This window comes from Tolypothrix sp. PCC 7601 (genome assembly GCF_025677855.1).
Classification (GTDB): Bacteria; Cyanobacteriota; Cyanobacteriia; order Cyanobacteriales; family Nostocaceae; genus Aulosira; species Aulosira diplosiphon.
Genome location: NZ_CP064879.1, coordinates 2,341,926 through 2,367,674 on the forward strand (window position 1 = coordinate 2,341,926; position 25,749 = coordinate 2,367,674).

A 25,749-nucleotide genomic window follows, 5' to 3' on the forward strand; every position below is an offset into this window, starting at 1 on the left:
TGGTTCGGCAGCTTTTGTTCTAATAGCCCCAGGCTTCTGGTCTGAGGGCTTTTTATATATTATTTAGTTTGTTGCCGTTGGGCAATTTGTATTAACAAACGCAATGCTTCATTAACTGCTTCAGCATTAGGAAAAGCTTGAGCAACATCAGGATCTAACAATACCAAGTTAGTTCCTGCTTGGTATCGTTCTGCATATTTTCCTCGAATACCGCCTTTGAGTTGGGAAAAGTCATATTCAGAACGTAACTCATCTTCTGGTTCTTGTTTAGTTTCCTTCTTCATAAAATCCTCGCTCTTGACGTGTAGTTTCCCGCGCGCTGATAATCCGAATGCGATCGCCTCGGTCGGTATGAGCTACAATCAGTAACCGACTAAACCGAGATAAACCGATAGTAACGTATCGGCTCTCTCTAATAGAGTGGTCAGGATCGGGAAAGGTTGTAGATAAAGGATCGCCAAATACTGTAGCCGCTTCCTGAAACGAAACACCATGTTTTTGCAAATTTCGAGATGCTTTGTCTGGATTCCATTCAAACTGCATTTGGACAAAGTTGATTTAAAAATATAAAACAGGTTAAGTTCTTATAGATAGCTCTAGGTTGAAAGCCTGCGGACTTCAAAAATCTTCGTCATCAACAAAAAACTCAGCATCCTCATCTAACCGAGAATTACCGCGCCCATCAGCTAATCCCCACAAAGGTTGCAGTACAGCTATCCCAACTAAGCCGATACAAACGCAAAAAGCCAGCACTAAACCAACTGGTATTTGAATGGATCGGAAACTCAAAAACTTTAAAGATACTAAAGTAGCGTTTTGCACTGAGAGAATAGCGATCGCCATTACCCACACAGCTATAACTACAGATATCAGCAAATTAGCAATACTTTTCATAACAAATTTAATAAAACCAAAGCTAAACACAGACGAACACAGATAATGATCAGCATTCCTCTGGGTTTAAGGTGGTTGAAACTCTTATTCTAGTTTAGCGATCGCCCTTTCCATTGCTTGAGCGATTTGGGTAACTTTCTCTGGTGAGTTGGTTTCTAAATAAACGCGCACCAGGGGTTCTGTACCGGAGGGACGCAGCAATATCCAGCTATCTTCTTCTAAATACAGCTTAATTCCGTCTTTACGACCAACTTCTTTAACTTTAATTCCTGCTACCTCTGCAGGTGGATTTCTGGTAAAGGAATCAATAACAGCCGTTTTGTGAGACTCGGTAAGGTGTAAGTCTAGGCGATGATTGTACAACGGGCCGTCAGCTGCGGCGATCGCTTCTTTAACTAACTGACTGAGGGGCTTACCTTCATAGGCGATCGCTTCTGCAACTAGCATATTGGCTAAAATGCCATCTTTTTCGGGAATATGTCCGATGATGCTTAAACCACCAGATTCTTCACCACCAATTAATACGGTGGTTTCCCGCATTTTTTCTCCAATATATTTAAAGCCTACAGGAGTTTCATAAATTGGTAGCCCGTGTTTAGCTGCGAAGTTATCCAATAAATGAGTTGTGGCGACAGTGCGGACAATAGCGCCGCTTTTACCTTTATTTTTGATTAAATGACTGGCTAAAACTAACAGCACAGTGTTAGGAGTCAGAACATTACCTTGTTCATCAACAATCCCAAAGCGATCGCTATCGCCATCTGTTGCTAAACCCAAATCGGCTTGATCGGCGCGTACTGCTGCTACCAATTCACCTAATTGTTCGCCTTTGGGTTCTGGCATTCCACCACCAAACAGTACATCACGCCAAGTGTGGAAACTTTCTAACTCTACACCACTTTGTTGCAAAACTTCATCTAAATAACCGCGAGAGGTAGAATACAAAGCATCGTATTTTACCTTTAACTGGGCACTTTTGATTTTTTTTACATCAATTAAGGTATAGATAAATTGCAGATAATTAGGTTTCGGATCGAAAATAGAAATAGAACCCGATGGATTACTACTAGCCGGTGCATCTGATGCACTTTTTATATTTGCCACAATAGTATCAGTAATCTCTGGAGTGGCAGGGCCAGCATAGTCTGGGATATATTTTATCCCACAGTATGGTGCAGGATTATGGCTAGCAGTAAACATCAACGCCCCCGCCGAATTTAGGTGACGGGCGTTGTAGGCAATTACTGGTGTGGGGCAATCCCGATTTGTGACTTTTACCTTCCAACCCAAGTCAGCTAAGACTTGGGCGGCTGTCTGGGCAAACTGGTCAGCTAAAAATCGAGTATCGTAGGCAACAAGAACTGGTCTATTTTTGCTATAGGCCGTTTCCAGATAGCTAGCGATCGCTCTTGTGACTTTCCTCACATTGGGAAAAGTAAAGTCATCAGCAATAATTCCTCGCCAACCATCGGTGCCAAATTGAATTTTGCTGGATTTGCTACTAGCACTCATGTTTGCCACAGTTTCCCTTGTAACTTATGTACTATGGGAAGCTTCGCGCAAAGCTTGTGTAGCCGCAACTATCCCCATCGTTATTTTTCTCACTGCTTGTTTGCAATGTCAATCCCCGATCGCCCTTTTGCCAGTTACCACCTTTGGTCTTTAGTTGCCCCAGCTACGGGACAAGAACGTTGGCATTGCCAGATGAGACGGGGGTTTGTTAAAGCACGTCAGCATGAACCGAAAGTGAAAGCGCTGTTAGCCACGGCGACTGCACCCCAAAGGATTGGCATACTTGCCCAAAAAGGGGTTTATGAATTTCATCATCATCGACACCTATTAAGCCAAACAGACGGTGTAGAAAAAGTTGCTCAACTACTGAAATTAAGCCATTCCTCGGAAGAAGTGCAACAGCGGGTGCTGCAAATTTTGAAAAAATATCACAATGAGCCGTTGCTGTTGAATAAACGCATCATCCAATTAACACCGGGCGATGAAGGTTTTCCCAAACCGATTTTAATTGACCAAGATGATTATTGCTTCCGGTTATACGCTGCGATGGATTGTGTATTTATTGATAGCGATCGCACTTTACATATTTTAGATTTTAAAACTGGCAAAGCTGCTTTTGACCAGCGGCAAGCTTTAGTTTATCTCCTGGCTGCGCGTTATCTTTACCCAGAACAAGAAGCTGTTGCCTCATTTTATAATTTAGAGCTTTGTAAAAAATCTGACTTAATTCACATCACCCATCAAGAATTACTATCCTTAGAATTTGAATTGGCGCATATTGCCCGTAAGCATCAGCAAGATTTGCAAAAATATCACCAACAAACCCAAGATTTCAGCAAAATTTTTCCCCCAAATCCTGGTTCGCACTGTCGATACTGTCCATTTCGTTCTATCTGCGATTTTGCTGATAATCCCAAGCTAAAGTCTCAATCTATGCCGATTTTAAGGGTGAATGGGTGATTGGGGATTGGGGGATAAATTACAGACGCGATGAATCGCGTCTCTACAAGGTTTAGAAAGGTGGTAATTCTTTAAGAATTGTAAACCGGATGTGATTAATTGCTAGGTCGCCAAGGGGGATATCTTCTTTGGTGAGACGTACGCCTTGGCTGCTGATGGTTTCAAAAGAAACTCCTTTGCCAATTTCGATGTGATACCAGCATAAGCCCATGAAAAAGCGGGTGGGATAGGGGCCTGCATTACCGATATCATCAGGGTTAGATTCCATTGGCAACCAACCGTAATTGGGAATGTAGAATTCTAACCACACATGGTTAAAGTCTGGTTGCAGGGGTATGCCTTGCAATTCTCCGTTGGGTGGACATTTGTATCTACCGACTGTGCGGCAGGGAATACCATTCAAACGGCACAAAGCCAGCAATACGCCTACATATTCGCCACAGGAACCTACACCCCGTTCTAAAACCACATCTGGCGTATCAATGTATGGTTTAATACCATATGACAATTCATCGTAAACATAATTACGGATACTATACATCTTCCGCAGCAAATTGGTTTCTGAACCAACTGCATCGCGTGCAGCCCGGCGGACAATGCTAGTCTCCATTGCTAACTCATCATCATCAACCAGATAGCGGCTAGCAAATTCTGGAGTAACTGGGGGAATATCTTCCACATCTTTGGGTGTAATACGATACTTAATGCCGCGCACTTCTAAAGTCGCTTTCCAGCCAAATATATGGCGTTCTCCAGGAGTAAGAGTATCAAATTTAAATACTGCTATTCTTTGCCCATCAATAACTTCTTCTGTAAAGGGTAGTCCAATCGGTTCGACTTGTTTAACTTTTTGGCGTTCGGTTTCTGAGGGTAAAGCAATTCGCCATTCTAAGTCCGTTAGATATACCTCTTCTAAGGGGGCAATTTCCTCAGCGTAGGACATTTCAATCAGGTAGCCATTAGAGAGGGCGTAACGTTTCTCTGGCTCGTAATGATAATAGAGGGGATGAATAAAAGTGCGATCGCGGTATGTTAGTTCGTGATTTGGATCGGCATTGGGATTATCTCGAATGTAAGGTTCTTCTGAGGCGTAGGCGATATAAAGACTTTCTTTGCCTGTTTCGCTATCTTTATGTACCGCAATACCTGTGGGAGAGTCAAAGGGGGTGAGTACGCTAAATTGAATTTCCCCTGTCGCCCGATCCACAGAATAAACTGTTTGCTCTGTGCGATCGCTCACCCACAGAGTATCTTGACTGACTGTTAAATTCTCTTGTCCCACTCCTGGGGCATAAAATCTAGTAATTTCTTTACGGCTATCGGATTCATAAATCAAGATATAGCCTAACTTTTGGCAACTGATATAGACTGTGGATTCCCATACAGCAATACCCTCAGCCGGATAAGGCAATGTCACAAAATGCTCTAGTCCTAAAGCATTCATCTGGCAGCGATAAACACTATTACCACGAGTCACCCACAGGGTATCTTCCCAGACTGCGATACCTGTGACATCAGTAAATTCCTTAACTTGATGAGGATTCAGTATTTTACTGTTGTCAGATATTGGGTCAATCTCCAGCAGATGTCCCTTAATCGTATCAATGGCGATTAGTCTATCTTGAATAAAAGCAATGCCACCTAGTGCGGCAGCAGTTAGCGGTCGAATCGTTCTTTGACCAAACATCTGGCTAACGGTCATACTGGGGAGTGCAAAACTCATATTAAGCATATTCATTTAACCGTTTAGCACGCCTAGAATAAATTGTGGTACATCCAATGTGACCAAGTTTTCAGAGTGGTGCTGCTTACAATTATCAGTGCAATGTGTTCCAAAAAAACTCTGACCTAGGAAATAACACATAAAAATACCCATGAAGGATTAATCCTTCAGATGACAAATGTCAGGAATCACATCTAAACTGAACTGATACAAACTGGCGAGAGCCTTTATGTAACTTTAGTGGATGGTTTTCTGACCATCACTAAATTATGATCGAATTTTGTAACCTTTTCCTGTAACTTAAGTGATGTCTGCTAATTCTCTGCCTGAAAGTGCCGCCGTTTGGCATAGTTTAGAAGTTGAAAAAGCGCTCGAACTGCTTGATAGTAATGCAGACAGTGGCTTGACACCCCAAGAAGTGGAGCAACGGTTGCACAAATATGGCCCCAATGAACTTGAAGAACATGGTGGCCGTAGCGCTTGGGAGATTCTGCTAGATCAGTTCAAGAACATTATGTTGTTGATGCTGATTGCTGTAGCTATCATCTCTGGGGTTTTAGACCTCGTCGCTTGGCAAGGAGGTAATCTCAAACCAGGGGAAGTGCCATTCAAGGATACGATCGCGATTATGGCGATTGTCATCCTCAATGGTATCCTCGGCTATGTGCAAGAAAGCCGTGCCGAAAAAGCCCTCGCAGCCCTCAAAAAACTCTCCTCTCCCTTAGTGCGAGTCATCCGCGATCGCAAACTTTTGGATGTCGCTGCTAAGGAGATCGTTCCTGGGGATGTAATGCTGCTGGAAGCTGGGGTACAGATAGCCGCAGATGGACGCTTAGTTGAACAATCTAATTTACAAGTGCGAGAATCGGCGCTCACTGGTGAAGCGGAAGCTGTTAATAAACAAGCCACATTACAATTACCTGAAGACACAGGATTAGGCGATCGCATTAATGTTGTCTATCAAGGTACAGAAGTTGTTCAAGGACGAGGCAAGGTTCTAGTTACTAGCACTGGGATGAAAACAGAGTTAGGCAAAATTGCTACTTTGTTACAGTCAGTGGAAAGTGAACCAACGCCTCTGCAACAGCGGATGACGCAACTAGGTAATGTCCTAGTCAGCGGTTCTTTAATTCTGGTAGCCATTGTTGTGATTGGCGGTATCATCCAGGCTAGAGGTTTTAGCAATTTACAAGAACTCTTAGAAGTTTCTTTGAGTATGGCGGTGGCTGTGGTTCCTGAAGGGTTACCCGCCGTAATTACCGTTACCTTGGCATTGGGAACCCAGCGAATGGTCAAGCAAAATGCCTTGATTCGTAAACTTCCAGCCGTGGAAACCTTGGGTTCAGTTACCACAATTTGTTCTGATAAAACTGGCACACTGACTCAGAACAAAATGGTGGTGCAATCAGTTTATACAAATAATTCTAATTTTAGGGTTACAGGCGAAGGTTACGCCCCCACCGGGGATTTTCAATTAAACGGACAGAAAATTTCTGTAGATGAATATCCGGAAATCTCTGCTTTGCTAGTTGCTTGTGCTGTTTGTAACGATTCCGTCCTGCAAAAAGAACAAGGCGAATGGGCGATTTTAGGAGACCCCACTGAAGGCGCATTAATGACCTTGGCGGGGAAAGCAGGTATTGAAAAAGACCAATGGGAAAGTAAATTACCTCGGGTAGGAGAATTTCCGTTTTCTTCAGAACGTAAGCGCATGAGCGTGATTGCTCAGGTACAGGAGATTGCTACTGGGGATGCTTCCGGTACAGGAATTGACCCGGCGATCGCAGGTTTTCTGCAATCCGAAAATTATTTAATGTTTACCAAAGGTTCCCCCGAGTTAATTTTGGCGCGTTGCAGCCAAATTTATTTGGGTAGACACTCAGCCCCCTTAACAGAAGAACAACGCCAAAAAGTTCTGGCAGAAAACGACCAAATGGCGAGTAAGGGTTTGCGGGTACTAGGTTTTGCTTACAAACCTTGGGCAGAAATTCCCCCAGAAGGTTCAGATGAAGCCTCAGAGCAAGAGTTAGTATGGCTGGGGTTAGTGGGGATGCTAGATGCACCACGCCCAGAAGTGAGAGCCGCCGTGCAAGAATGTCGGGAAGCCGGGATTCGCCCAGTCATGATTACTGGCGATCACCAATTAACAGCCAGAGCGATCGCAGCTGACTTAGGCATAGCAGAAGAAGGCTCTCGTGTACTCACAGGGCAAGAATTACAGCGCATGAGTGACGAGGAACTGGAGCAAAATGTCGATTTAGTCAGCATTTATGCCCGGGTTTCCCCAGAACACAAACTACGAATCGTCAAAGCTCTGCAACGCCGTGGTAGATTTGTGGCGATGACGGGTGATGGTGTCAACGATGCTCCCGCCTTAAAGCAAGCCGATATCGGGATTGCGATGGGCATTACTGGTACAGATGTCAGTAAAGAAGCTAGCGACATGGTGCTGCTAGATGACAACTTTGCCACCATTGTTTCCGCTACTAAGGAAGGTAGAGTAGTTTACACCAACATCCGCCGCTTTATTAAATACATTCTGGGCAGTAACATCGGTGAAGTGCTAACAATTGCCGCTGCACCAATTTTAGGCTTGGGAGGCGTTCCCCTGACTCCCCTACAAATTCTCTGGATGAACTTAGTTACAGATGGTTTACCAGCCTTAGCCTTAGCGGTAGAACCCCCAGAACCAGATGTGATGAAGCGTCCACCCTTTAGCCCCCGGGAAAGTATCTTTGCTAGAGGATTGGGTTCTTATATGGTTCGCATTGGGATTGTCTTTGCGATCATCACGATTATTCTCATGGAATGGGCATACTTCCATTCCAAAGCCGTAGTCGGGCCGGGACTTGACCCAGAAAGATGGAAGACAATGGTATTCACCTCCCTATGTATTGCCCAAATGGGTCATGCTATAGCTATCCGCTCGAATAACCAACTCACCATAGAAATGAATCCCTTATCAAATCCGTTTGTTTTGGGTGCTGTGGTTGTGACAACAATTTTGCAGTTGATGCTAGTTTACGTTCCACCCCTGCGAGATTTCTTTGGTACCCATTGGTTACCACCACAAGAGTTAGCTATTTGTATTGGCTTTAGCGCCTTAATGTTTGTCTGGGTGGAATTGGAGAAGATATTCTTCCGCTTAATGGGTAAAAAGACCGTTTAATTAGGGATGAGGAAGATGAGGGAGATGAGGGAGATGAGGGGGATGAGGGGGATGAGGGGGATGAGGGGGATGACAAAATGCTCCCTTATCTCCTTGTACTCCCCTCGCTCCCCTTACTCCCCCTGTTCTCTCATCTCCTTGCTATGTTTCTCAAATCGATTCACCTGAGACAATTTCGTAATTACCAAGACCAAAAGGTTGAGTTTACCGCTGCCAAGACAATTTTGGTGGGTAATAATGCTCAGGGAAAATCAAATTTATTGGAGGCGGTGGAGTTATTAGCCACATTGCGATCGCATCGTATGGCCCGCGATCGCGATTTAGTGCAAGAAGGAGAAGCGATCGCCCAAATTAATGCTTCCTTAGAGCGCAAATCTAGTATTAGTGACTTGACTTTAACCCTACGTCGCAATGGGCGACGTACAGTGGCGCTCAATAGTGAAATTGTGCGTCGCCAAATGGATTTTCTTGGTGTTTTGAATGCCGTTGAGTTTTCTAGCTTAGATTTAGACTTGGTACGAGGTGGCCCAGAAGGTCGTCGTAGCTGGCTAGATACTTTATTAATTCAACTCGAACCTGTATATGCTCACATTTTGCAGCAATACAATCAGGTTTTGCGACAACGCAATGCATTTTTAAAACAAACTCAAGATTCAGCACTCAGTAGCCAGCAATCAGAACAATTGGCTGTATGGGATACTCAGTTAGCTACCACAGGTACACGCGTTATTAGACGACGTGAACGAGCGCTACAAAGGCTAGCACCAATTGCAACTAATTGGCACGCTAGCATCAGTGGTAGTACGGAAGAACTGCAAATTAAATATGCACCCAACGTTCCCTTGGGAGAAAATTATCCCCAAGAAGTACAACAAGCTTTTTTAGAAAAAATTCAGCAGCGAGCGATCGCGGAGTTGCGCCAAGGAACTACCCTAGTAGGCCCTCATCGCGATGAAATAGAATTAATTATTAACCAAACACCAGCGCGTCAATACGGTTCTCAAGGTCAGCAGCGCACCCTAGTACTAGCGTTGAAATTAGCCGAATTACAATTAATTGAAGAAGTCGTTGGCGAACCACCACTGCTATTACTGGATGATGTTTTAGCAGAGCTAGACTTATATCGCCAAAATCAGTTACTTGATGCTATTCAAGACAGGTTTCAAACTTTAATCACCACAACTCATCTTGGTTCTTTTGACTCACAGTGGTTGAATTCATCCCAAATTCTCTTGGTAAAAGCCGGAGAAATATCATTGCCAAATCCGCTTGACTAAGCCAACATAATAAAATGTGAAGCTTCACCAGCTTTCCAAACTTGTCAGAATAGAGATTAAGGTGTTTGCCAGCAAAATGACAAATTTTGCTTAATATTATTTCAGGCTATCAATGGAAATTTTTAATAAATAATTTTTATTGATAAAATCTTGGCTTTTCCATAAATTTTTATCAAGCTTTTTAGCATTACTGAAATTAAATTTGAGTTGCTTTTTTCAACTATTTTAAAGCCTCCTATTTAAGGAAATAATAACGCGATCATCTTACATTAAGTTTTAGATATGATGCAAAAAAATTATTTATTAAATAAAGATGAGATTGTTGCATTAGGCGCATCTTTACGAGAAATTGAGCCAAAGATACTCAAAAAATGTCAACAACCAGGAATAACAAGAATGTGGTTCCAAGGAGAAGAACCTTATTTAGATGTTTTCTTTGAATTAAAAGATGATGAAATATTATGGTTTCAATTTACTTTACGTGGTAAATCAGTTTCTTGGGACTATCAAAAAGGGCAATTACAAACTGGTACCACTAATGAACTTAATTGCAACGATGTCAGCTTTTATGCAGCTAGTAAAACAATTGAGAATGATATACAGCCTAATTTAGATTTAATTACTTCAGTAAAAATGATTCTCCAGACTAGAGCAGAAGAAGCTATCTTTGCTAAGGCTCTGAAATTATTCAATTAGCTAAATTCTTTATTCTTAAGTTAGAAATTGATTGTTTAAGGAACAATTTCTAAACTAAATGTAGGGTGTGTTACGGCTATGAAAGGTTTTGGGGCCTAGAGACATTAAAATTTAGCCGTAACGCGCCGTCGCGTGGGTGGTGCGTTAGGCGACTTTATAAATCATCTCTTAATTCCATCTTTCTAATTTTTTAAAAATATTGAGAACTAAAAAAGTGAGGAAAGCGCCAATTAAACTTAATTGCCACAAGTTACATCCCGCAGCAATTCCTAAAGCGGCTGATACCCAAACAGCCGCAGCTGATGTTAATCCATGAATTTCAGGACGCTGCGAATCGTTGGAAGATTCGCGCAAAATCTCACCAGCACCCAGAAATCCTATCCCAGCAGCAATACCTTGAATCACGCGACTAAGTGCATCAGCGTTAGCTTGCAACCCAACTGTATGCAAAGGTATGAGGGTAAACAGAGCAGAACCAAGACTGACTAACATATGAGTTCTTAAACCTGCTGGCTTGTGTCGCAGTTGGCGTTCCCAGCCAATAATCCCCCCACTTACCAATGCAATACATAGTCTAAAGATAATATTTAGCCAATCGTTGGTCATTAAGTATCAATATGATAAGTGTTTAATAATACTGAGCTAAGTTCAGCGTTGATCAATAAGTGTGAAGGATAAAAATTGCTAACTGTTTATCATCCTTGTCCATATTTTCTCACGTAGCTTGAGAAGATATTCTAGACCTATCTGAAAGTTTTGCACTTATTAACGTTTTTATTCTGGACTCTTTTTGCAAAAAATTCCTAATTTCGGCTGATTGATCAGCAAATTTCTACCTTAGGCTGGATACATATTATGTCAATATCAATTCATAGGAATTTTTATCTTAGAGATAAAAATTTCTAAATTTAAAGCTTATTATATCGATATTTAGTTATGTAAAATAGTTTAATCTGCACAATGCACTACAAATTGCTAAATTTAACCATACACTCAATAATTAAATGAGATAACACTTTTGGAGAGCGGAAATATTATGAATTCAAAAATTATGAATTCCTTATATCTGACAATTTAAGCACTAATAATTAGTGTTATTAATTGTTAATTTTCAGTCATCAGCTAATTCTGGTAAAGTTTTCGGCTTTACTTCTGATTTTCTAAAATCAAGTTGTGCTAAAAATAGATACAAAAAACTAGAAGCGCATCGGTGAGTTAACCAGCGGTTCACAAGCAGGTGATATTGCTAGTATTCAACGGCGTAATTTCCCCAATAAACTCATCCCTGGTGACGACATTACCCATTCTCATTTACGCCTTTGCAAAAACCAAAAATTCCAGCAGAGTAACTACTCTAAAATTTAGAAGACGTAGAATCAGAGAAAATAGAGGAATTTGGCGTTAAGTACCAGAGAGGATTCGAGCTTAAGTTTGTATAAATGGTCATTACGGTGACCTAAGCAATTGAATGACAACTGAGTACAAAAAATTGAGTGGACAAACTCTACTGGCTTGACCAAATTAAACTCCAAGACCGCGCCAAAGTAGGTGACAAAGCGTTTTACTTGAGCAGAATTATGCAGCGTGGCTACCCGGTAGTACCGGGTTTTGTCATTGGGGCAGAAGTTTTGCGAGAATTCTTAGAAACTCTCAATAGTTCAGAGTCATTAGTCGCTGATTTGCCATATTCTTCTTTGCACCTAGATGTTGGTAATTGGCGACAACTCCAGCAGGTAGCAGGGCGTTTGCGTCAGGAAATTATTGCTGCCACTGTACCATCGTCATGGATGAGTAAGCTTTTCAAAGCTGCAAGAGAATGGGAAAGTGGCTATCTAATTTTGCGCCCTAGCCTAACGGTGCCAAATAATAACAAGCAAGTTGGTAAGATTTCTGGGTTGCTAGAGTCAATTTTTTGCCAATCCGATCAAGATGCGATCGCCAAAGCATTAAAGCAAACTTGGAGTCAGTTATTTCGAGCCAGAAGTCTACTATATTGGCAGCAAGCAGGAATTAACCTGCAACAAGTTAATTTAGCAGTTTTAGTGCAACCAGTTCGCAATGCCATTGCCAGTGGTTCAATTAATGCGAATACATCTGCGTGGGAAATCACTGCTACTTGTGGATTAGAAGTAGCGATCGCTAATGGTGAAGTTCAGCCAGATGTCTACTATATTCAACCAGATACAGGCAAACTGCTCGAGAAACACCTCGGCAATAAAATTTTGGCTTATGGTGTTGACGCACCAGGTAGTACAGATGAATGGCAAGCATTACCAGATTCTGTCCTAATCGCGGATGATACAGCTTTAAACACCTATTTACTGGCAGAAAACCAACAAAAACAATACGCCTTACCAAAAGAATACCTGCCACAAGTGATAGATTTAGCCAGTCAACTTGTGGGTGAATTCGGTAAACATTTTTCTGTGAAATGGACGATTTTGCAGGCAAATCCCACCCCTAAGCTTTACTTAACACAAGTTAAATCCCCCCAATCTGCCATCCCTAATGTACACATCATCAAAGGATTAGGGGCAGCGAGGGGACGTGTCACTGCAACTGCCTATGTCGTTGCTAATTCCCAATTTCAACCAGAAAAACTACCCCAAGGAGCGATTTTAGTTGCTCGCTCTATCAAGCCTAATTGGTTACCTTTATTGCAACAAATTAAAGGTATTATCACGGAGCAAGGAGGATTGACGAGCCATGCCGCAATCCTAGCTAGGGAATTGGGTATCCCCGCAGTTGTCAGTGCTACAGATGTCACCGCTTTAATCCAAAACGGTGAAAAACTGATATTAGATGGCGATCGCGCAGAAGTTTATCGCGTCAAAGCAGATGTAGCCCTAGAAGAAGTTCAGTCAAAATGGGGTTCAGCAGAGGCTTTAGAACTCAATTACCTGCATTCTTCCATGTCCTCGCCTACCAATACCAATTCCTGGGAATCTCCTGATTCTGGTTTTGCGTCAGCCAAACCGCTAATTGCTACTCAGTTATTACTCAATCTCAGCCAGCCTAACCTCATAGAGCAAGTGCAAAATTTGCCTGTAGATGGAGTAGGGTTATTACGCTCAGAATTGATGATACTTAATATCCTCTCAGGCGAGCATCCTAGTAGCTGGCTAGCAGATCAGCGACAGGCAGAATTATTAGAATTATGGACTGAGCAGATTATGCAATTTGCTCGTGGCTTTGCGCCGCGGCCAGTATTTTACCGCTCTTTAGATTGGCGATCGCACGAATTACCATCCTTCCCCAATCAGCAGCAATCTTCACCAAAATCAATTTTGGGCGAACGCGGAATATTTAGCTATTTACTCAATCCTGCAGTCTTTGAATTAGAACTGAATGCTTTAGCAACAGTGCAAAAAGCTGGTTACAACAACATTAACCTTTTGTTGCCCTTTGTTCGGAGTGTAGAAGAATTTACCTTTTGTCGCCACAAAGTAGAGCAAGCCGGATTAACCCAACAGCCGCAGTTTCAATTGTGGATGATGGCAGAAGTACCCAGCGTACTATTTTTACTACCAGAATATGTGAAAGCGGGAGTAAATGGTATTTCCATTGGCACAAATGACCTCACGCAACTGCTACTCGGAGTAGATCGAGAGCAACAACAGCTAGCGCGAGTATTTAACGAACTCCAACCCGCAGTGATGAATGCGATCGCTCAACTCATAGAAATGGCGAAAAATGCCGGAATTCCTTGTGCCATCTGCGGTCAAGCCCCAGTGACTTATCCAGAAATCATCGATCATCTAGTGCGCTGGGGCATCACAGCCATTTCCGTAGAACCAGAAGCAGTAAGCCGCACCTACGACGCGATCGCCCGTGCAGAACACCGCCTGATTTTAGAAGCCGCACGCCGGCAGTTGACGGAATGAGGCAAGAGGGCAGGGGGAGATGAGGGAGATGAGGGAGATGAGGGAGATGAGGGAGATGAGGGAGATGAGGGAGATGAGGGAGATGAGGAAGGAATTCCCATTACCAATTACCAATTACCCATTACCCCATCCCCAATGCCCAATGCCCAATGCCCCATGCCCTATTTTATATACCCTGTCTCACGTAAAAACTTGCGTAATTCTGTGAAAAATTGGTTGCGATCGCTTTTTTTGTAAGCTTGCTGTACTTGTTGCCAGCCTTGTTGTCCTTGACCGAGCATATATTTATCTGCTAGGTAGGCGGCGAGGAATCCTTTACCACTGATTTCATCTTTTTTTTGATGCAGCCTTTGCAGCCACAATCCTTGAATCTGGACTTATTTCACGTCAAGGAGGGTAAAGTTTCATCTTTCTGTGGACTTACAGGGGGAGTATATTTTATGGGGGATTGGGGAACTCGGGGCCCCCTCTGGGGATAAGGGGTAATGGGGATTGGGGATTGGGGACTGGGTAATGAGTAATGAGTAATGAGTAATGAGTAATGGGTAATGAGTAATGGGAATTCCTCCTCTGCTCCCTCATCTCCCTCATCTCCCTCATCTTCCTCATCCATTTTTAGTCTGTTGCGAATTCATGGGTATAGGGATATTCCGTTGTTGAACCCAGCCTAAAGTTACTCGTTTCATGATGGCGTACAAACCTATCAGGATTACAAAAGTGATGGCAATAATGACTAAGGGCTGTTTACCTAAAATTTCCTCTGCACCTTTGGTAAGTAATGCATCTGGCTGTGTAATAAAATCCCAACTATTGAAACGCAGGAACCTTCCCCAGTAAATACCAACAGCAGATAGTGCATGGGTAATCAACTCAACCCATAAAATCCACTGGCTTTTGCCAATTCGGTGTAAATAGTAGCCTAAATTAATTAAAGATAGGACGTAAGCTTCAAATCCAGCGAAAATTACTAAAATATAGAGCGGAATTAATACTAAAGTAATCATCCACACTGATTGAATGGTGCGGATATCATCTATCAAGTGAATGACATCTGTTAATAAATAGGGCGCATTTGGTAGAAAAGCATAGAAAACTAGAAATCCTAGCCACCAAACCCAACTTCTACCGCGATTTCTGCGAAATAGCCAAACGCTCAAAGCCAATGGGATGAAAGCTAGAAAGAGATTCCAGGTCATCCATTTCATGTTAATTCGTAAGACATGCACTAGTTTGATGAGCAATTCAACTAATTCTGTTTTCATAAGTACTATCTCGCAATCGTTTAATTAACTTGGATTTGTTTCTATACTGATAAATTAATTGAGTGATTGTCACTATTCTCAAGATGAAAAGGGTTTTATGCCCCAGCCTCATGAAATCTATTTATTGAAACCCCAAACAAGGTAATTTTCTTTGTAATAAATAAATACAGGGTATTGAATGAAGAAATTACAGAGTAATTTTAACTTAGATATGAGGTGTTGCCAGTGCCACTAACGTCTCATTTAGTTATTAATTGGACTAGTCCACTAGTATAACCAGAAAAACATGAGTGGCAAATCTGAAGTATTTATCAAAACCAGTAGTTATAAAAAGCACATTTTTTTAAGAATAAATACATATTAAAAAGCTTCTATTTCTAGATACAGCAGATTCCACCTTATTTACGAAAGGCTACGCCAAAAAGATTTAGAGACTATTATCATGGCGCACAGTTGTAGCCCTCATAACATTGTGCAAAATAAATGCCACACATAAAATGACTGTAGAGGCGTACAAATGTACGCCTCTACCAAGGTAAGCTGTTACGTGAAAAATGAAAAATTAATTACTCGGGCTGACTACAGTATTTATTCAGGTCGCCTACTAACTTATCAGATTCCTTACCAGCAGTTTTAGCTGCGGCTGTTAACGCTGTGTCAATTTGTGTTCTGGCTTTTTGCAGCTTTTCTCTACCAGCTTCTGAGGCTTCGGCATTTTTAGCTGAACCAAGCGCTTGAGCTGCTTTGGCGATCGCTTGACTTAAATTCCGGAACACCTGAGCAAATTTGCCTTGAAATTCTTGTAACTTGGGATCTTTTAAGTTTAAGTCTTCTATAGATTTAGTGACAGCTTGTAAATCTTTAGATAGTTGCACGCTGGTAATTACTTGCTGTCCTTTTTTCTTATCAATCAGAGAATTACCTTCATTGACTGCTTGAATTAGTCGCTGGCATTGAGAAGCTTTATTCTCATTGCATCCAGCCATCAACAACGCAATAGTCAAGCTAACAGGAACAATAACAGTATATTTACGTAAAATAAACATTAACCCACCACTAGCAGTAAAATCCCAATAATAGTACCCAATATTGCCACAATCTTGTTGTGACTTAAATCGGTTACAGGTATTAGAGCAGAAAGCCCACCAATAAAACCCTGAAAATTTTTTGGATTTTCAGGGTTTTATGTCCTTCAGGGGTGGGATGAATGCGTTCGCGGAGCGTCTCGAAGAGAAGCACCTAAAGGTGCAGTGTCGTTTTTCAGTGTAAAGCTGTGGTTAGGGCGTTGATAGCCGCTTCCCTTTTCTCGGACTCATCTAAATATTTTTGCGCCCACTTTTCGCCTAAATGTTTTTTGAGGCAAAGATACTCATTGATTGGCGCATAATAAAGATGGATTAGTGCTTCATAGCATGAAGTAGGAGAGGTGTATACATCCCAAGCTTGTAAGGTGAATGTATCCGCCTCTTCTTTGTTTCCACCCTTGACGTAAGCAAAAAATTTACCTGATTGGTTATCATAATTTTTTTGCAGGGTATTTAAATATTCATCTAGTGGCATATCGGCTACGCCACCACCGGAAAGGCGGACATGAGGAGCATTTGGTAACGGTTCAGCTATCACATAAAGCCTTGGTGGATCTCCTTTCCATGAGTCCTTGACTACAGGATTCATCATCGGTTTAACCCCAAAACTTAAATTTGCAATTCCATGTATTATCCTGGTCGGTTTCTTCTACATCTGAAGAAACCGCGTCATACTGCGACGCTACATCCTTGCATTCTTCTCTTGCCGACTCCTTGTTTTTAGCCTCGATAATCTCGCTACCTTCCTGCAAGGTGGCTTCATCATCTGGCAAATACTCGCCCATTTCGTTGCTAGTTCCGCCCCAAGAAAACCAACCCATATTTAATCCTCTGAAATATGTTATGCTGATATTGTAGCGTAAGAGGTTATCGATTGCTAGTATACGAGTTCAAGTTAAAGGGCAAACAGCAGCAGTTCAATCTGATTGATGAAGCAATCAGGACTGCTTTGTTTGTCCGTAATTCTTGTGTTCGCTACTGGATGGATAACCCAAAAGTTGGCAAGTACGATTTAAGCGCATTCTGTAAAGAACTAGCCGCTAACTTTGAATGGGCAAACAAGCTCAACTCAATGGCAAGGCAGGCATCAGCAGATAGGGCTTGGGCTGCAATTTCTCGGTTTTATAGCAACTGCAAGAAAAAAGTTCCAGGCAAGAAGGGTTTCCCGAACTTCAAAAAACGCGGACATTCCGTGGAGTACAAAACCACAGGATGGAAGTTGTCAGAAGATAGAAAACATCTCACTCTGACTGACGGTTTTGAAATTGGAAAACTCAAATTAGTTGGAACTCATGACCTACATTTTTATCAAATCAAAGATATTAAACGTGTCCGATTGGTGAAACGTGCAGATGGTTACTACGCCCAATTTTGTATTGCTGTTGACCGAGAAATTAAAGTAGAACCAAGCAAAAAAGTTATTGGACTAGATGTTGGTTTAAACCACTTCTACACCGATTCCAATGGAGATAAAGTAGAAAATCCTAGATTTTTGAGGAGATCCGAAAAAGCATTAAAACGCCTGCAAAAACGGGTTTCTAAAAAGTTTAAGAAAGGTAATCCCCAATCCAATAACTACAAAAAAGCTAGAAATAAACTAGCAAGAAAACACTTGAAAGTTAGTAGACAGCGCAAAGACTTTGCTGTGAAGTTAGCAAGGTGCGTAATCCAGTCTAACGACGTGGTTGTCTATGAAGACTTGCAGGTGCGGAACATGGTTAAAAACCACAAATTAGCCAAAAGTATTAGTGATGCGTCGTGGTATCAGTTCCGGTGTTGGCTTGAATATTTTGGCAAGGTATACGGCAAGATAACTGTTGCTGTACCACCACATTGGACAAGTCAAAACTGTTCTAATTGTGGAGAAACTGTTGTCAAAACTTTGTCAACCAGAACCCATGAATGTCCCCACTGTGGAACTGTTTTAGACCGAGACGAAAATGCAGCACTGAATATTTTGGCTAAGGGATTAAGTACGACGGGACACGTCGGATCTAACGCTTGGGGAGAGAACGACCTCTGTTTGGATCTGGTAACAGGTTCAGATAAGTTGGCTCAGTGAACCAAGAATCCCACGGCTTCAAGCCGTGGGAGTGTCAATTCACTACGTTACTGGACTAGGGGCTAAGGGCTAGGGACTGTTTTCCAATCCTCAATTAGACTTAACAACAAAAAGCGGGAATAACTACATCCCGCTTTAATTAGTGAATTACCAATCTACTGGTAAACCTAACCGATCTAAGGTATCCCCATCTTTTAAAAGTGGCTGAATCTCCCTGTCTATGGGAATCTGACCTCCAGCCAGTACCAAAGCGCGCTGAGTAACTTTACCCAACCAATGGAGGTCATGGGAGGCAATTAATATTACCTTTACTGGCAATTTTAATAACACCTGTGCTAAATGCCGCCGCCATGCTGGATCGAGACCGTTAGTAGGTTCATCTAAAATCAAAATTGCCGGCTCTAGAGCTAAAATTGCGGCGAGAGCCGCCAAGCGTCTTTGTCCGCCAGAAAGTTGATGAGCGGAACGGTTGGCATAGGCTTCTAAGCCAAAATCGGCTAACAGCTGGCGCGCCCGATCAATTGCTAATGCTGGGGAAACACCATAATTACGCGGCCCAAACGTAATATCTTCTAAGATGGTGGGCATAAATAATTGGTCGTTGGCATCTTGAAAAGCAAAGCCGATTTGACGACGCACTTGGGATAGAGTTTTAGGTTCTACGGGAATGCCATTGATGCAAATTCTCCCGCTTTGTAGTTGTTTTAAGCCGATAAGATTCTCTAGCAAAGTGCTTTTTCCTGAACCAGTGGCTCCCATCAAAGCCACGCGATCGCCTGCTTTTAATGTAAAAGAAATATCGCGCAATACTGGTTCTTGATTGGGATAGGCATATACCAAGTTTTCCACCTCTACCGCAGCTGGGTGAGGGTGATGGGTTGGAGATTGGGGATTAGATGTTAAAGATTTCAAAATTCACAACTCGAAATTCACAACTGCGCTGTTACTAACAGTTAATAGTTAACTGTTAACTGTTGACTGTTAACTGGTAGGAACTAATGGTTAAACAAGCCGCGATCGCACAAGCTGCTAATAAAGCAACACGCTCTTTTGGTCTTAATGTTGAGTCTATTGGTAACTGACCGTTGTAACCACGAGCGATCATTGCGGTGTAAACTCGTTCTGCCCGTTCTAAGCTCCGGAGATATAAGGCTCCAATCATGGACGCACTGGCGTAGCGCAGCCAGCCAGCAGAACCATTGAGACCGCGTAGTTGAGCGCTACGCTGCATTCTTGTGACTTCTGACAATAAAATTTCTAGGTATTGTCCAGCTAATAGCAAATTCTCCTTTAAAGGTAATGGTAACGGTAAACTTTTTAGGGCAATGCCAAAGCTATGAGCAGGTAAAGTTAACAAGAAACTATTCATAGCAATTAAACAGATTACAGAACGAACCAGCAAAAAGCTTGCCCGTTCCCACCCTAAAGGTAAAGCCAGCAAGGATAAAAACAGCAATTCCGTACCGAGTAACTTTCCCAGATGAGGAAGATGTACGCGCAACAACCAGGCCCAAAAAAATGCGATCGCACCATACACAGCCAAGTAAGGCCAAGCATGATGCTTTAATAAGGCTGCGCCGATGACAATTATCAGCGACAGTTGCAGACGTAATGGTAGGGAGATGTTAAGCATTATTCGGTCTCACCACCTTGGCTATGCCAAAGGCGACAGCAAAGCAAACAGCAGCTCCCACAAGTCCCGCAATACTGGTGCCAATGGTTCCCAAACCCTGGATACCGTAATCAGCTAAAGGTGTAGGCACAATTACCCGTACTTTGTCGGATAAATTGATAAAGCCTAAGTTCTCGGCAACTCTTTCTAAGCCATCTGGCCAAGCTGAGGCAAAAAGTGATAGTACACCGGCTACTAAAAAAATAGTAACAACTGGTATTGACCAACCTCGAAATTGCTGCTGTTCCCCAGGTAATAAATCCGGTCTCTGTCTAGCGAGGTAAACTAACACGCTACCAGTAATTAGCCCTTCACCAATGCCAATCAGAATATGAGTACCTGTCATGGCTGGTAAAACTATAGCTACCGGTGCAGTTCCAGAAATAGCTAACTCCAAGGCACAAGCTATAGCTGCTACTACTACGCTCACACCGGCTGCAATCCCAGCTGCTAAAGGTAAGCGTTGTCTCGACCCTCCTAAAAGTCTTTGCAAAGTTTGAGTTAACCCCCAACCCACCCAAACGCCAATAAAGGCCATATTCAAAATATTTGCACCTAAGGCTGTAATTCCGCCATCGGCAAACAACACCGCTTGGATAATTAAGACCGTCGCGATGCATAATGCCCCAGCCCAAGGACTACCTAAAATAACTGCTGCTAAGGTTCCTCCTAATAAATGTCCACTAGTCCCCCCGGCGACAGGGAAGTTAATCATCTGGGCAGCAAAAATAAAAGCTGTAGTTAAACCCAGTACTGGAGCGCGGCGAACCCCAAAAGCGTCTTGCGATCGCCTCAATGCAATCAAGAGTGCTGCCGCACTCGCTACACCAGTAGCCCCTGCTACGGGTATAGAAACAAATCCATCAGGAATGTGCATGATTTGCCCCGTGTATGATGTTTTGATTCACACAAATTACTTAATGTAATTGCGGCATTAAATTAATAAAAAGCAGAAAACTTACCCTTTTTACAATGCCCTATTGGGGGATTTTATCCTGATACTTTCGACAGATTGACAATAAAATATGCGTTAAATAATATACTTATTTTTTAATATATCAACTTTTATTAATTTTATTTTTAGATTACATAGTAAAATTAGCGAAAATGCAATGTTACTAGCTGCTAGGACTAGTGTTTAGGCTTTTAGTAAATTGACGAATATTCATATTTATCTATTTTTAGACGCAAATTAATTTGATATCTATCTACGGGAAAAACCGAAGGCTAAAAATAAATTTATCTTTATAGCCCAGAATTCTCATAAGACAAATTAGTGAGATTTAATTCTGTCTCATCACTAAATTTGCTACTTTTCGCAGCCATAGTATTTAATAATACCTAGTGAGCAAATTTTTGAGAAGTTAATCAGTTAAAAATCATGGGGAATTATAAAAATAATTTTCTAAATATATTTTGATTTTTATTAATAAAATTTAACTTATTAATGTTGGCTAATTGAGTGCTGCATAGCAATTCACTGGTATGACACAAACTATTTTGCGTTTTTGCTACCGCCTATTTATCTATAGCTAAAAGTCAAAAAATCTTGACATCCACACAAAAAGTGGAGGCAATTCTCACTCAGGAAATATTTATAAATTTATTGACAATAATTCTTAATCACTCTAATATACCAAGAGTAATTGCAAATCTTTTGCAACATTCTATTCTAGCGCTAACCGTTATTTAATGTCATGCCCAACAACTTAGCTTTGGCAAAAGAACAACTTTGGAGCCGTCGTCAGTTACTGAAGCTGGGTTTAGGTGGCACTTGTGTGGCGGGAGCAGCAGCGTTATGGCACGCAACGAGTGTCAATAGTCAGTCAATCGTCAAAGTGCCACCCCTGGAAATTGCTGCATCTGAAGGCGTTACTCAGCCCATGAAGATGCTAAGAAATTTCGATTATGGGACGTTGAAAAAAGAAAATGGACGCACTATCCGAGAGTTTCAGTTAACTGCAGGTACTTCTGTCATTCAGCTTAATAGTGCTGTTTCCTATAACATCTGGGATTTAAACGGTCACATACCAGGGCCAACACTAAGAGCCAAACAAGGCGAACGAGTACGGATATTATTTCTCAATAAGGCAGGACATTCCCACTCTTTACACTTTCATGGGGTTCATTCATCAGATATGGATGGTATTCGCCCTGTGAGTAATGGGAGTGCGACAATTTATGAATTTGATGCTGAACCCTACGGCGTTCATTTATATCACTGCCATATTGAGCCTGTTACTCGTCACATTGCTAAGGGATTATATGGGATGTTTATCATCGATCCCCCAAAACCCCGTCCGCCAGCCGATGAAATTGTGTTGGTCATGGCTGGGTATGACATTAATGATGATAGCCGGAATGAATATTACGCTTTCAATGGTTTGCCTCACCACTACATGGACAATCCCATCCGAATTTACAAAGATCAGTTAATTCGGCTTTATGTCCTCAACATCATTGAATACGATCCAGCCGTGACATTTCATCTTCATGCCAACTTCTTTAATGTCTATCGTACTGGCATGACGATGACTCCTAGCGAGAAAGCTGATGTGATCACGATGGGTGTAGCGGAAAGGCACATCTTAGAATTTGCATTTCGCTATCCAGGGAAGTATATGTTCCATCCCCATCAAGATGCGATCGCAGAAAACGGTTGTATGGGTGTATTTGAAGTGATTTAGTAATCTTGAATGATGGCATCAGGGTTTTGGAATATTGAATAAAAATCATACCTAATAACAAAGAATATCAATAGTTCCTAATCATACCTGGAACTCATGAAATCATTGGTTGAAAAACTTTTTAGGAGCCAAAATGATTAAATTGCGCTATGTCTGTTTGGCCGTTGCCGCTTGTGCTATTGTTTCTCTCAGTTCTTGTAATAATACTACGCCAACTGCTAGTAATGCACCTGCAGCAGTTGCAACTAGCTCCACTACCCAAGTGACGGAAACAGGAAGCCATAGCAATCATGGTAGTAAAGCAAAAATTAATATCAACACTGCTATCTTGTCGGAGTTAGATAAATTTGAAGCCAAGCTAGGTGTGTCGGCGTTATCAAACAAAATTCAAGCCAGCCGTCCCTATGCAACTCCAGAGGATTTGGTAAGTAAAAAGGTAATTAATCAAGAACAGTTTGACCAAATCAAAGATATGGTAACTGTGCAAGAAGTCGTACTCACAGGTGAGCCGAAAGATGTTGATTACATGACCAAATTAGGGTTAATGAAGGGACATCTGTTAGTAGCAAAAGAACTTTTAGATCAAAATCAACCCAAACAGGCGGAACCTCATATTGGACATCCAGTTGAGGAAATTTATGTTGATGTGGAAGAGCAATTAAACGAACGCAAGGTTAAAGAATTTAAGACTACTTTGGTGAGTTTACAAGATTTAGTCAAATCTAATCCCAAGAATCCCAAACTGAAAACAGATTTTACTACTTCTGTGCAAGCCGTAGATGGCGCGATCGCAACTTTACCAGAAGCGCAACGTTCCAAGCCAGGATTCGTACTCCAGGTAATTAACGGCTTATTGGATGCAGCCAACTCAGAATATGGAGCTGCGATCGCCAATGGTAAAATAGCCGCAGCCATTGAATATCAAGATTCTCGTGGCTTTGTCGTCTACGCCGATGACTTGTACAAAAGCATTGCTAGCCAGGTAGCCCAAACCAGCCCAGAAGCCAATAAGGCAATAGAAGCAAGTTTTGCTGACTTAGTCAAAGTTTGGCCCGCAGCCATCCCACCAGCAACCCCAGTGAAAACGCCGGAAGATGTCACCAAGCTAATCAAAACCATTGAGCAAAACTCGCAAATAGTGATTGACAAAACTAGCACCCAAGCACAACAATAGCAATTCTGCCGGATCACAGATGTAGATAGACGAGTTTAAAATGAGTGAATAGTGAGGAAATATTTAGAAGTTAAAAGTGAAGCTCGTTTCAACTTTTAACACTTCAGAAGAGTATAACTTCTAACTTATTTCTCATTACTCTACATTCGTAACCTTTGCTGAAATTAACAACTGATGCAAGAACTTGACCAAAAAAAGACCATTGATCTACTCAATGCCATCATGGAATTTGAACTAGCAGGAGTAGTGCGTTATACACATTATTCCCTGATGGTAACTGGCCCTAATCGCTTACCAATCGTGGCTTTTTTCAAAGCACAAGCTAGTGAATCGTTACTTCATGCTCAACAAGTAGGAGAAATTCTGACGGGTTTAGATGGACATCCTTCATTGAAAATCGCCCCAATGGAAGAAACCTACAAGCATTCAGTCAAAGATATCTTGGCAGAAAGCTTATCCCACGAAAAGAAAGCGCTAGATTTATATAAGGCTCTTTTAGATACTGTCACAAATGCCAGCATTTATTTAGAAGAGTTTGCCCGTGGCATGATTGGTCAAGAAGAGATGCATAATCTTGAATTGAAGAAAATGTTACGCGATTTCAGTTAATTATCGTTAGTCATTAGTCATTAGTATTACTAAGGACTAATGACAAAGCGCGAAGTCTGAGCGGAGGTTTCCTCCAATCAGAACTTTGTAAGAGAGGACAAAGGACAAACAATGAATTTTAGTACTGCTTTACCTACTTTTGTAATTACGCTCAGAGAAGGAGTAGAAGCTGCTCTCGTAGTGGGAATTGTGCTGGCTTTGTTGAAAAAAGCTAAACAATCTCGACTCAATTCTTGGGTATATGCGGGTGTTGGTGTTGGTGTTGTTTTAAGCGCGCTTATAGGTGTAATTTTTACTTGGTTAATTCAAATATTAGGCGCAATTAATCCTCAATATACTTCGGTAGTTGAGCCAATAATGGAAGGCACCTTTAGTGTTTTGGCAATAGTCATGCTCAGTTGGATGCTCATCTGGATGACGAAACAAGCCAGATTTATGAAAGCTACCGTTGAGGGTGCTGTTACTGAAGCACTAACACAAAACTCAAATGCAGGTTGGGGTGTTTTTACATTAATTTTGGTGGCTGTAATTCGCGAAGGTTTTGAAACTGTTTTATTTATTGCTGCTAATTTTCAACAAGGATTTATGCCTGCCTTGGGTGCCCTTGGTGGCTTATTATCAGCAGTAGTGATTGGCGTACTCTTGTTTAAATGGGGTGTCAAAATTAATATTCGCCAATTTTTCCAAGTTATGGGCGTTTTATTAGTTTTGATAGTTGCTGGATTAGTAGTTTCTGCATTGAAACATTTTGACGATGGCATTGCTAATTTAGCACTCAGCAGTCGCGCTACAGAAAGCCTTTGTTTTTATTACGAACGCTTTACTAAAATTCACTCTTGCATTTTAGGGCCAATGGTTTTAAATACTTCTAAAATCTTGCCCGATGAACAATTCCCCGGCATTATTCTCAAGTCTTTGTTTGGCTATAGAGACAATCTCTATCTTGTGCAAGCAGTAGGCTATTTAACATTTTTGTTGACAGTTGGTGGTCTTTACTTCCGCAGTATCACAGGTAATTCTTCTGCTCCAGCTACTAAGAATTTGCGCTCTGTACAATAAAAAGTCGGGTGCGTTAGCGCTACT

At 41.7% G+C, this 25,749-nt stretch carries 25 protein-coding genes; 10 read left to right on the forward strand and 15 right to left on the reverse strand.

Features of this window, described 5'->3' with window-relative positions:
- Positions 1-59: 59 nt before the first annotated feature.
- From HG267_RS09850 to HG267_RS09865, 4 genes are all read right to left on the reverse strand, one after another.
- Positions 60-284, reverse strand: coding sequence for a hypothetical protein (locus HG267_RS09850; RefSeq protein WP_045869437.1), 225 nt, complete (start codon positions 282-284; stop codon positions 60-62).
- Positions 268-543 (reverse strand): BrnT family toxin, encoded by a 276-nt coding sequence (locus tag HG267_RS09855; RefSeq protein WP_045869438.1) that lies wholly within the window; start codon positions 541-543, stop codon positions 268-270. Before HG267_RS09855 ends, HG267_RS09850 begins: the two co-directional genes overlap by 17 nt.
- Positions 544-618: 75 nt before the next feature.
- Positions 619-894: a lipopolysaccharide assembly protein LapA domain-containing protein gene (locus HG267_RS09860; protein ID WP_045869689.1), complete on the reverse strand. Its 276-nt coding sequence runs from the start codon at positions 892-894 to the stop codon at positions 619-621.
- An 84-nt stretch (positions 895-978) separates the two neighbouring features.
- Complete coding sequence (locus tag HG267_RS09865) at positions 979-2,406, reverse strand: phosphoglucomutase/phosphomannomutase family protein (protein WP_045869439.1); 1,428 nt, start codon at positions 2,404-2,406, stop codon at positions 979-981.
- Positions 2,407-2,511: 105 nt separating this feature from the next.
- Between HG267_RS09865 and HG267_RS09870 the strand changes: the two genes are divergently transcribed.
- Entirely contained in the window at positions 2,512-3,366 is an 855-nt protein-coding gene (locus tag HG267_RS09870; RefSeq protein WP_045869690.1) for a PD-(D/E)XK nuclease family protein, read from the forward strand.
- Between the two features lie 52 nt (positions 3,367-3,418).
- On the opposite strand, the gene HG267_RS09875 is transcribed toward HG267_RS09870, so the two are convergent.
- Entirely contained in the window at positions 3,419-5,089 is a 1,671-nt protein-coding gene (locus tag HG267_RS09875) for a transglutaminase domain-containing protein (protein ID WP_045869440.1), read from the reverse strand.
- Between the two features lie 307 nt (positions 5,090-5,396).
- Between HG267_RS09875 and HG267_RS09880 the strand changes: the two genes are divergently transcribed.
- From HG267_RS09880 to HG267_RS09890, 3 genes are all read left to right on the forward strand, one after another.
- On the forward strand, positions 5,397-8,258 hold the full coding sequence (locus tag HG267_RS09880) for a cation-translocating P-type ATPase (protein WP_045869441.1): 2,862 nt from the start codon (positions 5,397-5,399) through the stop codon (positions 8,256-8,258).
- 143 nt (positions 8,259-8,401) lie between these two features.
- A complete protein-coding gene (recF, locus tag HG267_RS09885; RefSeq protein ID WP_045869442.1) occupies positions 8,402-9,535 on the forward strand; it encodes a DNA replication/repair protein RecF in 1,134 nt (377 codons plus the stop codon).
- A gap of 282 nt (positions 9,536-9,817) precedes the next feature.
- Complete coding sequence (locus HG267_RS09890; protein WP_045869443.1) at positions 9,818-10,231, forward strand: hypothetical protein; 414 nt, start codon at positions 9,818-9,820, stop codon at positions 10,229-10,231.
- A gap of 168 nt (positions 10,232-10,399) precedes the next feature.
- On the opposite strand, the gene HG267_RS09895 is transcribed toward HG267_RS09890, so the two are convergent.
- Entirely contained in the window at positions 10,400-10,837 is a 438-nt protein-coding gene (locus tag HG267_RS09895) for an MgtC/SapB family protein (protein WP_045869444.1), read from the reverse strand.
- A gap of 887 nt (positions 10,838-11,724) precedes the next feature.
- On the opposite strand from HG267_RS09895, the gene HG267_RS09900 reads away from it, so the two are divergent.
- Positions 11,725-14,115 carry a putative PEP-binding protein gene (locus HG267_RS09900; RefSeq protein ID WP_045869445.1) on the forward strand — a complete coding sequence of 797 codons (2,391 nt, stop codon included), beginning with the start codon at positions 11,725-11,727 and terminating at the stop codon, positions 14,113-14,115.
- A 161-nt stretch (positions 14,116-14,276) separates the two neighbouring features.
- Here the strand turns inward: HG267_RS09900 and HG267_RS09905 are convergent, their stop codons facing one another.
- The 6 genes from HG267_RS09905 to HG267_RS09930 form a co-directional block, all read right to left on the reverse strand.
- Entirely contained in the window at positions 14,277-14,477 is a 201-nt protein-coding gene (locus HG267_RS09905) for a hypothetical protein (RefSeq protein ID WP_045869446.1), read from the reverse strand.
- A gap of 20 nt (positions 14,478-14,497) precedes the next feature.
- On the reverse strand, positions 14,498-14,728 hold the full coding sequence (locus HG267_RS09910) for a hypothetical protein (RefSeq protein WP_045869447.1): 231 nt from the start codon (positions 14,726-14,728) through the stop codon (positions 14,498-14,500).
- Positions 14,721-15,377 (reverse strand): DUF1361 domain-containing protein, encoded by a 657-nt coding sequence (locus HG267_RS09915; RefSeq protein ID WP_045869448.1) that lies wholly within the window; start codon positions 15,375-15,377, stop codon positions 14,721-14,723. Before HG267_RS09915 ends, HG267_RS09910 begins: the two co-directional genes overlap by 8 nt.
- Positions 15,378-15,943: 566 nt before the next feature.
- On the reverse strand, positions 15,944-16,423 hold the full coding sequence (locus tag HG267_RS09920; RefSeq protein ID WP_045869449.1) for a hypothetical protein: 480 nt from the start codon (positions 16,421-16,423) through the stop codon (positions 15,944-15,946).
- A 214-nt stretch (positions 16,424-16,637) separates the two neighbouring features.
- Entirely contained in the window at positions 16,638-17,054 is a 417-nt protein-coding gene (locus HG267_RS09925; protein ID WP_045869450.1) for a hypothetical protein, read from the reverse strand.
- Positions 17,055-17,058: 4 nt separating this feature from the next.
- Positions 17,059-17,283 carry a hypothetical protein gene (locus tag HG267_RS09930; protein WP_045869451.1) on the reverse strand — a complete coding sequence of 75 codons (225 nt, stop codon included), beginning with the start codon at positions 17,281-17,283 and terminating at the stop codon, positions 17,059-17,061.
- A 53-nt stretch (positions 17,284-17,336) separates the two neighbouring features.
- Here HG267_RS09930 and HG267_RS09935 point away from each other — a divergent pair, with 53 nt between their 5' ends.
- On the forward strand, positions 17,337-18,524 hold the full coding sequence (locus tag HG267_RS09935; RefSeq protein ID WP_045869452.1) for an RNA-guided endonuclease InsQ/TnpB family protein: 1,188 nt from the start codon (positions 17,337-17,339) through the stop codon (positions 18,522-18,524).
- Between the two features lie 147 nt (positions 18,525-18,671).
- Here HG267_RS09935 and HG267_RS09940 read toward each other — a convergent pair whose 3' ends face one another.
- From HG267_RS09940 to HG267_RS09950, 3 genes are read right to left on the reverse strand one after another with little or no spacing between them, the layout of a single operon-like run.
- Positions 18,672-19,436 carry an energy-coupling factor ABC transporter ATP-binding protein gene (locus HG267_RS09940; protein ID WP_045869453.1) on the reverse strand — a complete coding sequence of 255 codons (765 nt, stop codon included), beginning with the start codon at positions 19,434-19,436 and terminating at the stop codon, positions 18,672-18,674.
- Positions 19,437-19,491: 55 nt separating this feature from the next.
- The gene (locus HG267_RS09945) at positions 19,492-20,157 is read right to left on the reverse strand and encodes an energy-coupling factor transporter transmembrane component T family protein (protein ID WP_045869454.1); all 666 of its coding nucleotides are present in this window, start codon (positions 20,155-20,157) and stop codon (positions 19,492-19,494) included.
- Positions 20,150-21,073 carry an energy-coupling factor ABC transporter permease gene (locus HG267_RS09950; protein ID WP_045869455.1) on the reverse strand — a complete coding sequence of 308 codons (924 nt, stop codon included), beginning with the start codon at positions 21,071-21,073 and terminating at the stop codon, positions 20,150-20,152. The genes HG267_RS09945 and HG267_RS09950 overlap by 8 nt, the downstream gene beginning before the upstream one ends.
- Before the next feature lie 820 nt (positions 21,074-21,893).
- Here HG267_RS09950 and HG267_RS09955 point away from each other — a divergent pair.
- The 4 genes from HG267_RS09955 (at position 21,894) to HG267_RS09970 (ending at position 25,725) form a co-directional block, all read left to right on the forward strand.
- Complete coding sequence (locus HG267_RS09955; protein WP_045869456.1) at positions 21,894-22,883, forward strand: multicopper oxidase domain-containing protein; 990 nt, start codon at positions 21,894-21,896, stop codon at positions 22,881-22,883.
- Positions 22,884-23,016: 133 nt separating this feature from the next.
- Positions 23,017-24,057: a ComEA family DNA-binding protein gene (locus HG267_RS09960; RefSeq protein WP_045869457.1), complete on the forward strand. Its 1,041-nt coding sequence runs from the start codon at positions 23,017-23,019 to the stop codon at positions 24,055-24,057.
- 174 nt (positions 24,058-24,231) lie between these two features.
- A complete protein-coding gene (locus tag HG267_RS09965) occupies positions 24,232-24,666 on the forward strand; it encodes a bacterioferritin (protein ID WP_045869458.1) in 435 nt (144 codons plus the stop codon).
- A gap of 111 nt (positions 24,667-24,777) precedes the next feature.
- Positions 24,778-25,725 carry an FTR1 family protein gene (locus HG267_RS09970; RefSeq protein WP_045869459.1) on the forward strand — a complete coding sequence of 316 codons (948 nt, stop codon included), beginning with the start codon at positions 24,778-24,780 and terminating at the stop codon, positions 25,723-25,725.
- Positions 25,726-25,749 lie beyond the last annotated feature (24 nt).

Bases quoted from the DNA above. Each gene is read 5' to 3' on its own strand.
- HG267_RS09955 (WP_045869456.1), top strand. From the start codon at position 21,894: ATGCCCAACAACTTAGCTTTGGCAAAAGAACAACTTTGGAGCCGTCGT.
- recF (WP_045869442.1), top strand. From the start codon at position 8,402: ATGTTTCTCAAATCGATTCACCTGAGACAATTTCGTAATTACCAAGAC.
- HG267_RS09870 (WP_045869690.1), top strand. From the start codon at position 2,512: ATGTCAATCCCCGATCGCCCTTTTGCCAGTTACCACCTTTGGTCTTTA.
- HG267_RS09970 (WP_045869459.1), top strand. From the start codon at position 24,778: ATGAATTTTAGTACTGCTTTACCTACTTTTGTAATTACGCTCAGAGAA.
- HG267_RS09945 (WP_045869454.1), bottom strand. From the start codon at position 20,157: ATGCTTAACATCTCCCTACCATTACGTCTGCAACTGTCGCTGATAATT.
- HG267_RS09860 (WP_045869689.1), bottom strand. From the start codon at position 894: ATGAAAAGTATTGCTAATTTGCTGATATCTGTAGTTATAGCTGTGTGG.
- HG267_RS09850 (WP_045869437.1), bottom strand. From the start codon at position 284: ATGAAGAAGGAAACTAAACAAGAACCAGAAGATGAGTTACGTTCTGAA.
- HG267_RS09930 (WP_045869451.1), bottom strand. From the start codon at position 17,283: ATGGGTTGGTTTTCTTGGGGCGGAACTAGCAACGAAATGGGCGAGTAT.
- HG267_RS09880 (WP_045869441.1), top strand. From the start codon at position 5,397: ATGTCTGCTAATTCTCTGCCTGAAAGTGCCGCCGTTTGGCATAGTTTA.
- HG267_RS09965 (WP_045869458.1), top strand. From the start codon at position 24,232: ATGCAAGAACTTGACCAAAAAAAGACCATTGATCTACTCAATGCCATC.
- HG267_RS09960 (WP_045869457.1), top strand. From the start codon at position 23,017: ATGATTAAATTGCGCTATGTCTGTTTGGCCGTTGCCGCTTGTGCTATT.
- HG267_RS09925 (WP_045869450.1), bottom strand. From the start codon at position 17,054: ATGATGAATCCTGTAGTCAAGGACTCATGGAAAGGAGATCCACCAAGG.
- HG267_RS09890 (WP_045869443.1), top strand. From the start codon at position 9,818: ATGATGCAAAAAAATTATTTATTAAATAAAGATGAGATTGTTGCATTA.
- HG267_RS09915 (WP_045869448.1), bottom strand. From the start codon at position 15,377: ATGAAAACAGAATTAGTTGAATTGCTCATCAAACTAGTGCATGTCTTA.
- HG267_RS09855 (WP_045869438.1), bottom strand. From the start codon at position 543: ATGCAGTTTGAATGGAATCCAGACAAAGCATCTCGAAATTTGCAAAAA.
- HG267_RS09865 (WP_045869439.1), bottom strand. From the start codon at position 2,406: ATGAGTGCTAGTAGCAAATCCAGCAAAATTCAATTTGGCACCGATGGT.
- HG267_RS09910 (WP_045869447.1), bottom strand. From the start codon at position 14,728: ATGGATGAGGAAGATGAGGGAGATGAGGGAGATGAGGGAGCAGAGGAG.
- HG267_RS09920 (WP_045869449.1), bottom strand. From the start codon at position 16,423: ATGTTTATTTTACGTAAATATACTGTTATTGTTCCTGTTAGCTTGACT.
- HG267_RS09950 (WP_045869455.1), bottom strand. From the start codon at position 21,073: ATGCACATTCCTGATGGATTTGTTTCTATACCCGTAGCAGGGGCTACT.
- HG267_RS09895 (WP_045869444.1), bottom strand. From the start codon at position 10,837: ATGACCAACGATTGGCTAAATATTATCTTTAGACTATGTATTGCATTG.
- HG267_RS09875 (WP_045869440.1), bottom strand. From the start codon at position 5,089: ATGAGTTTTGCACTCCCCAGTATGACCGTTAGCCAGATGTTTGGTCAA.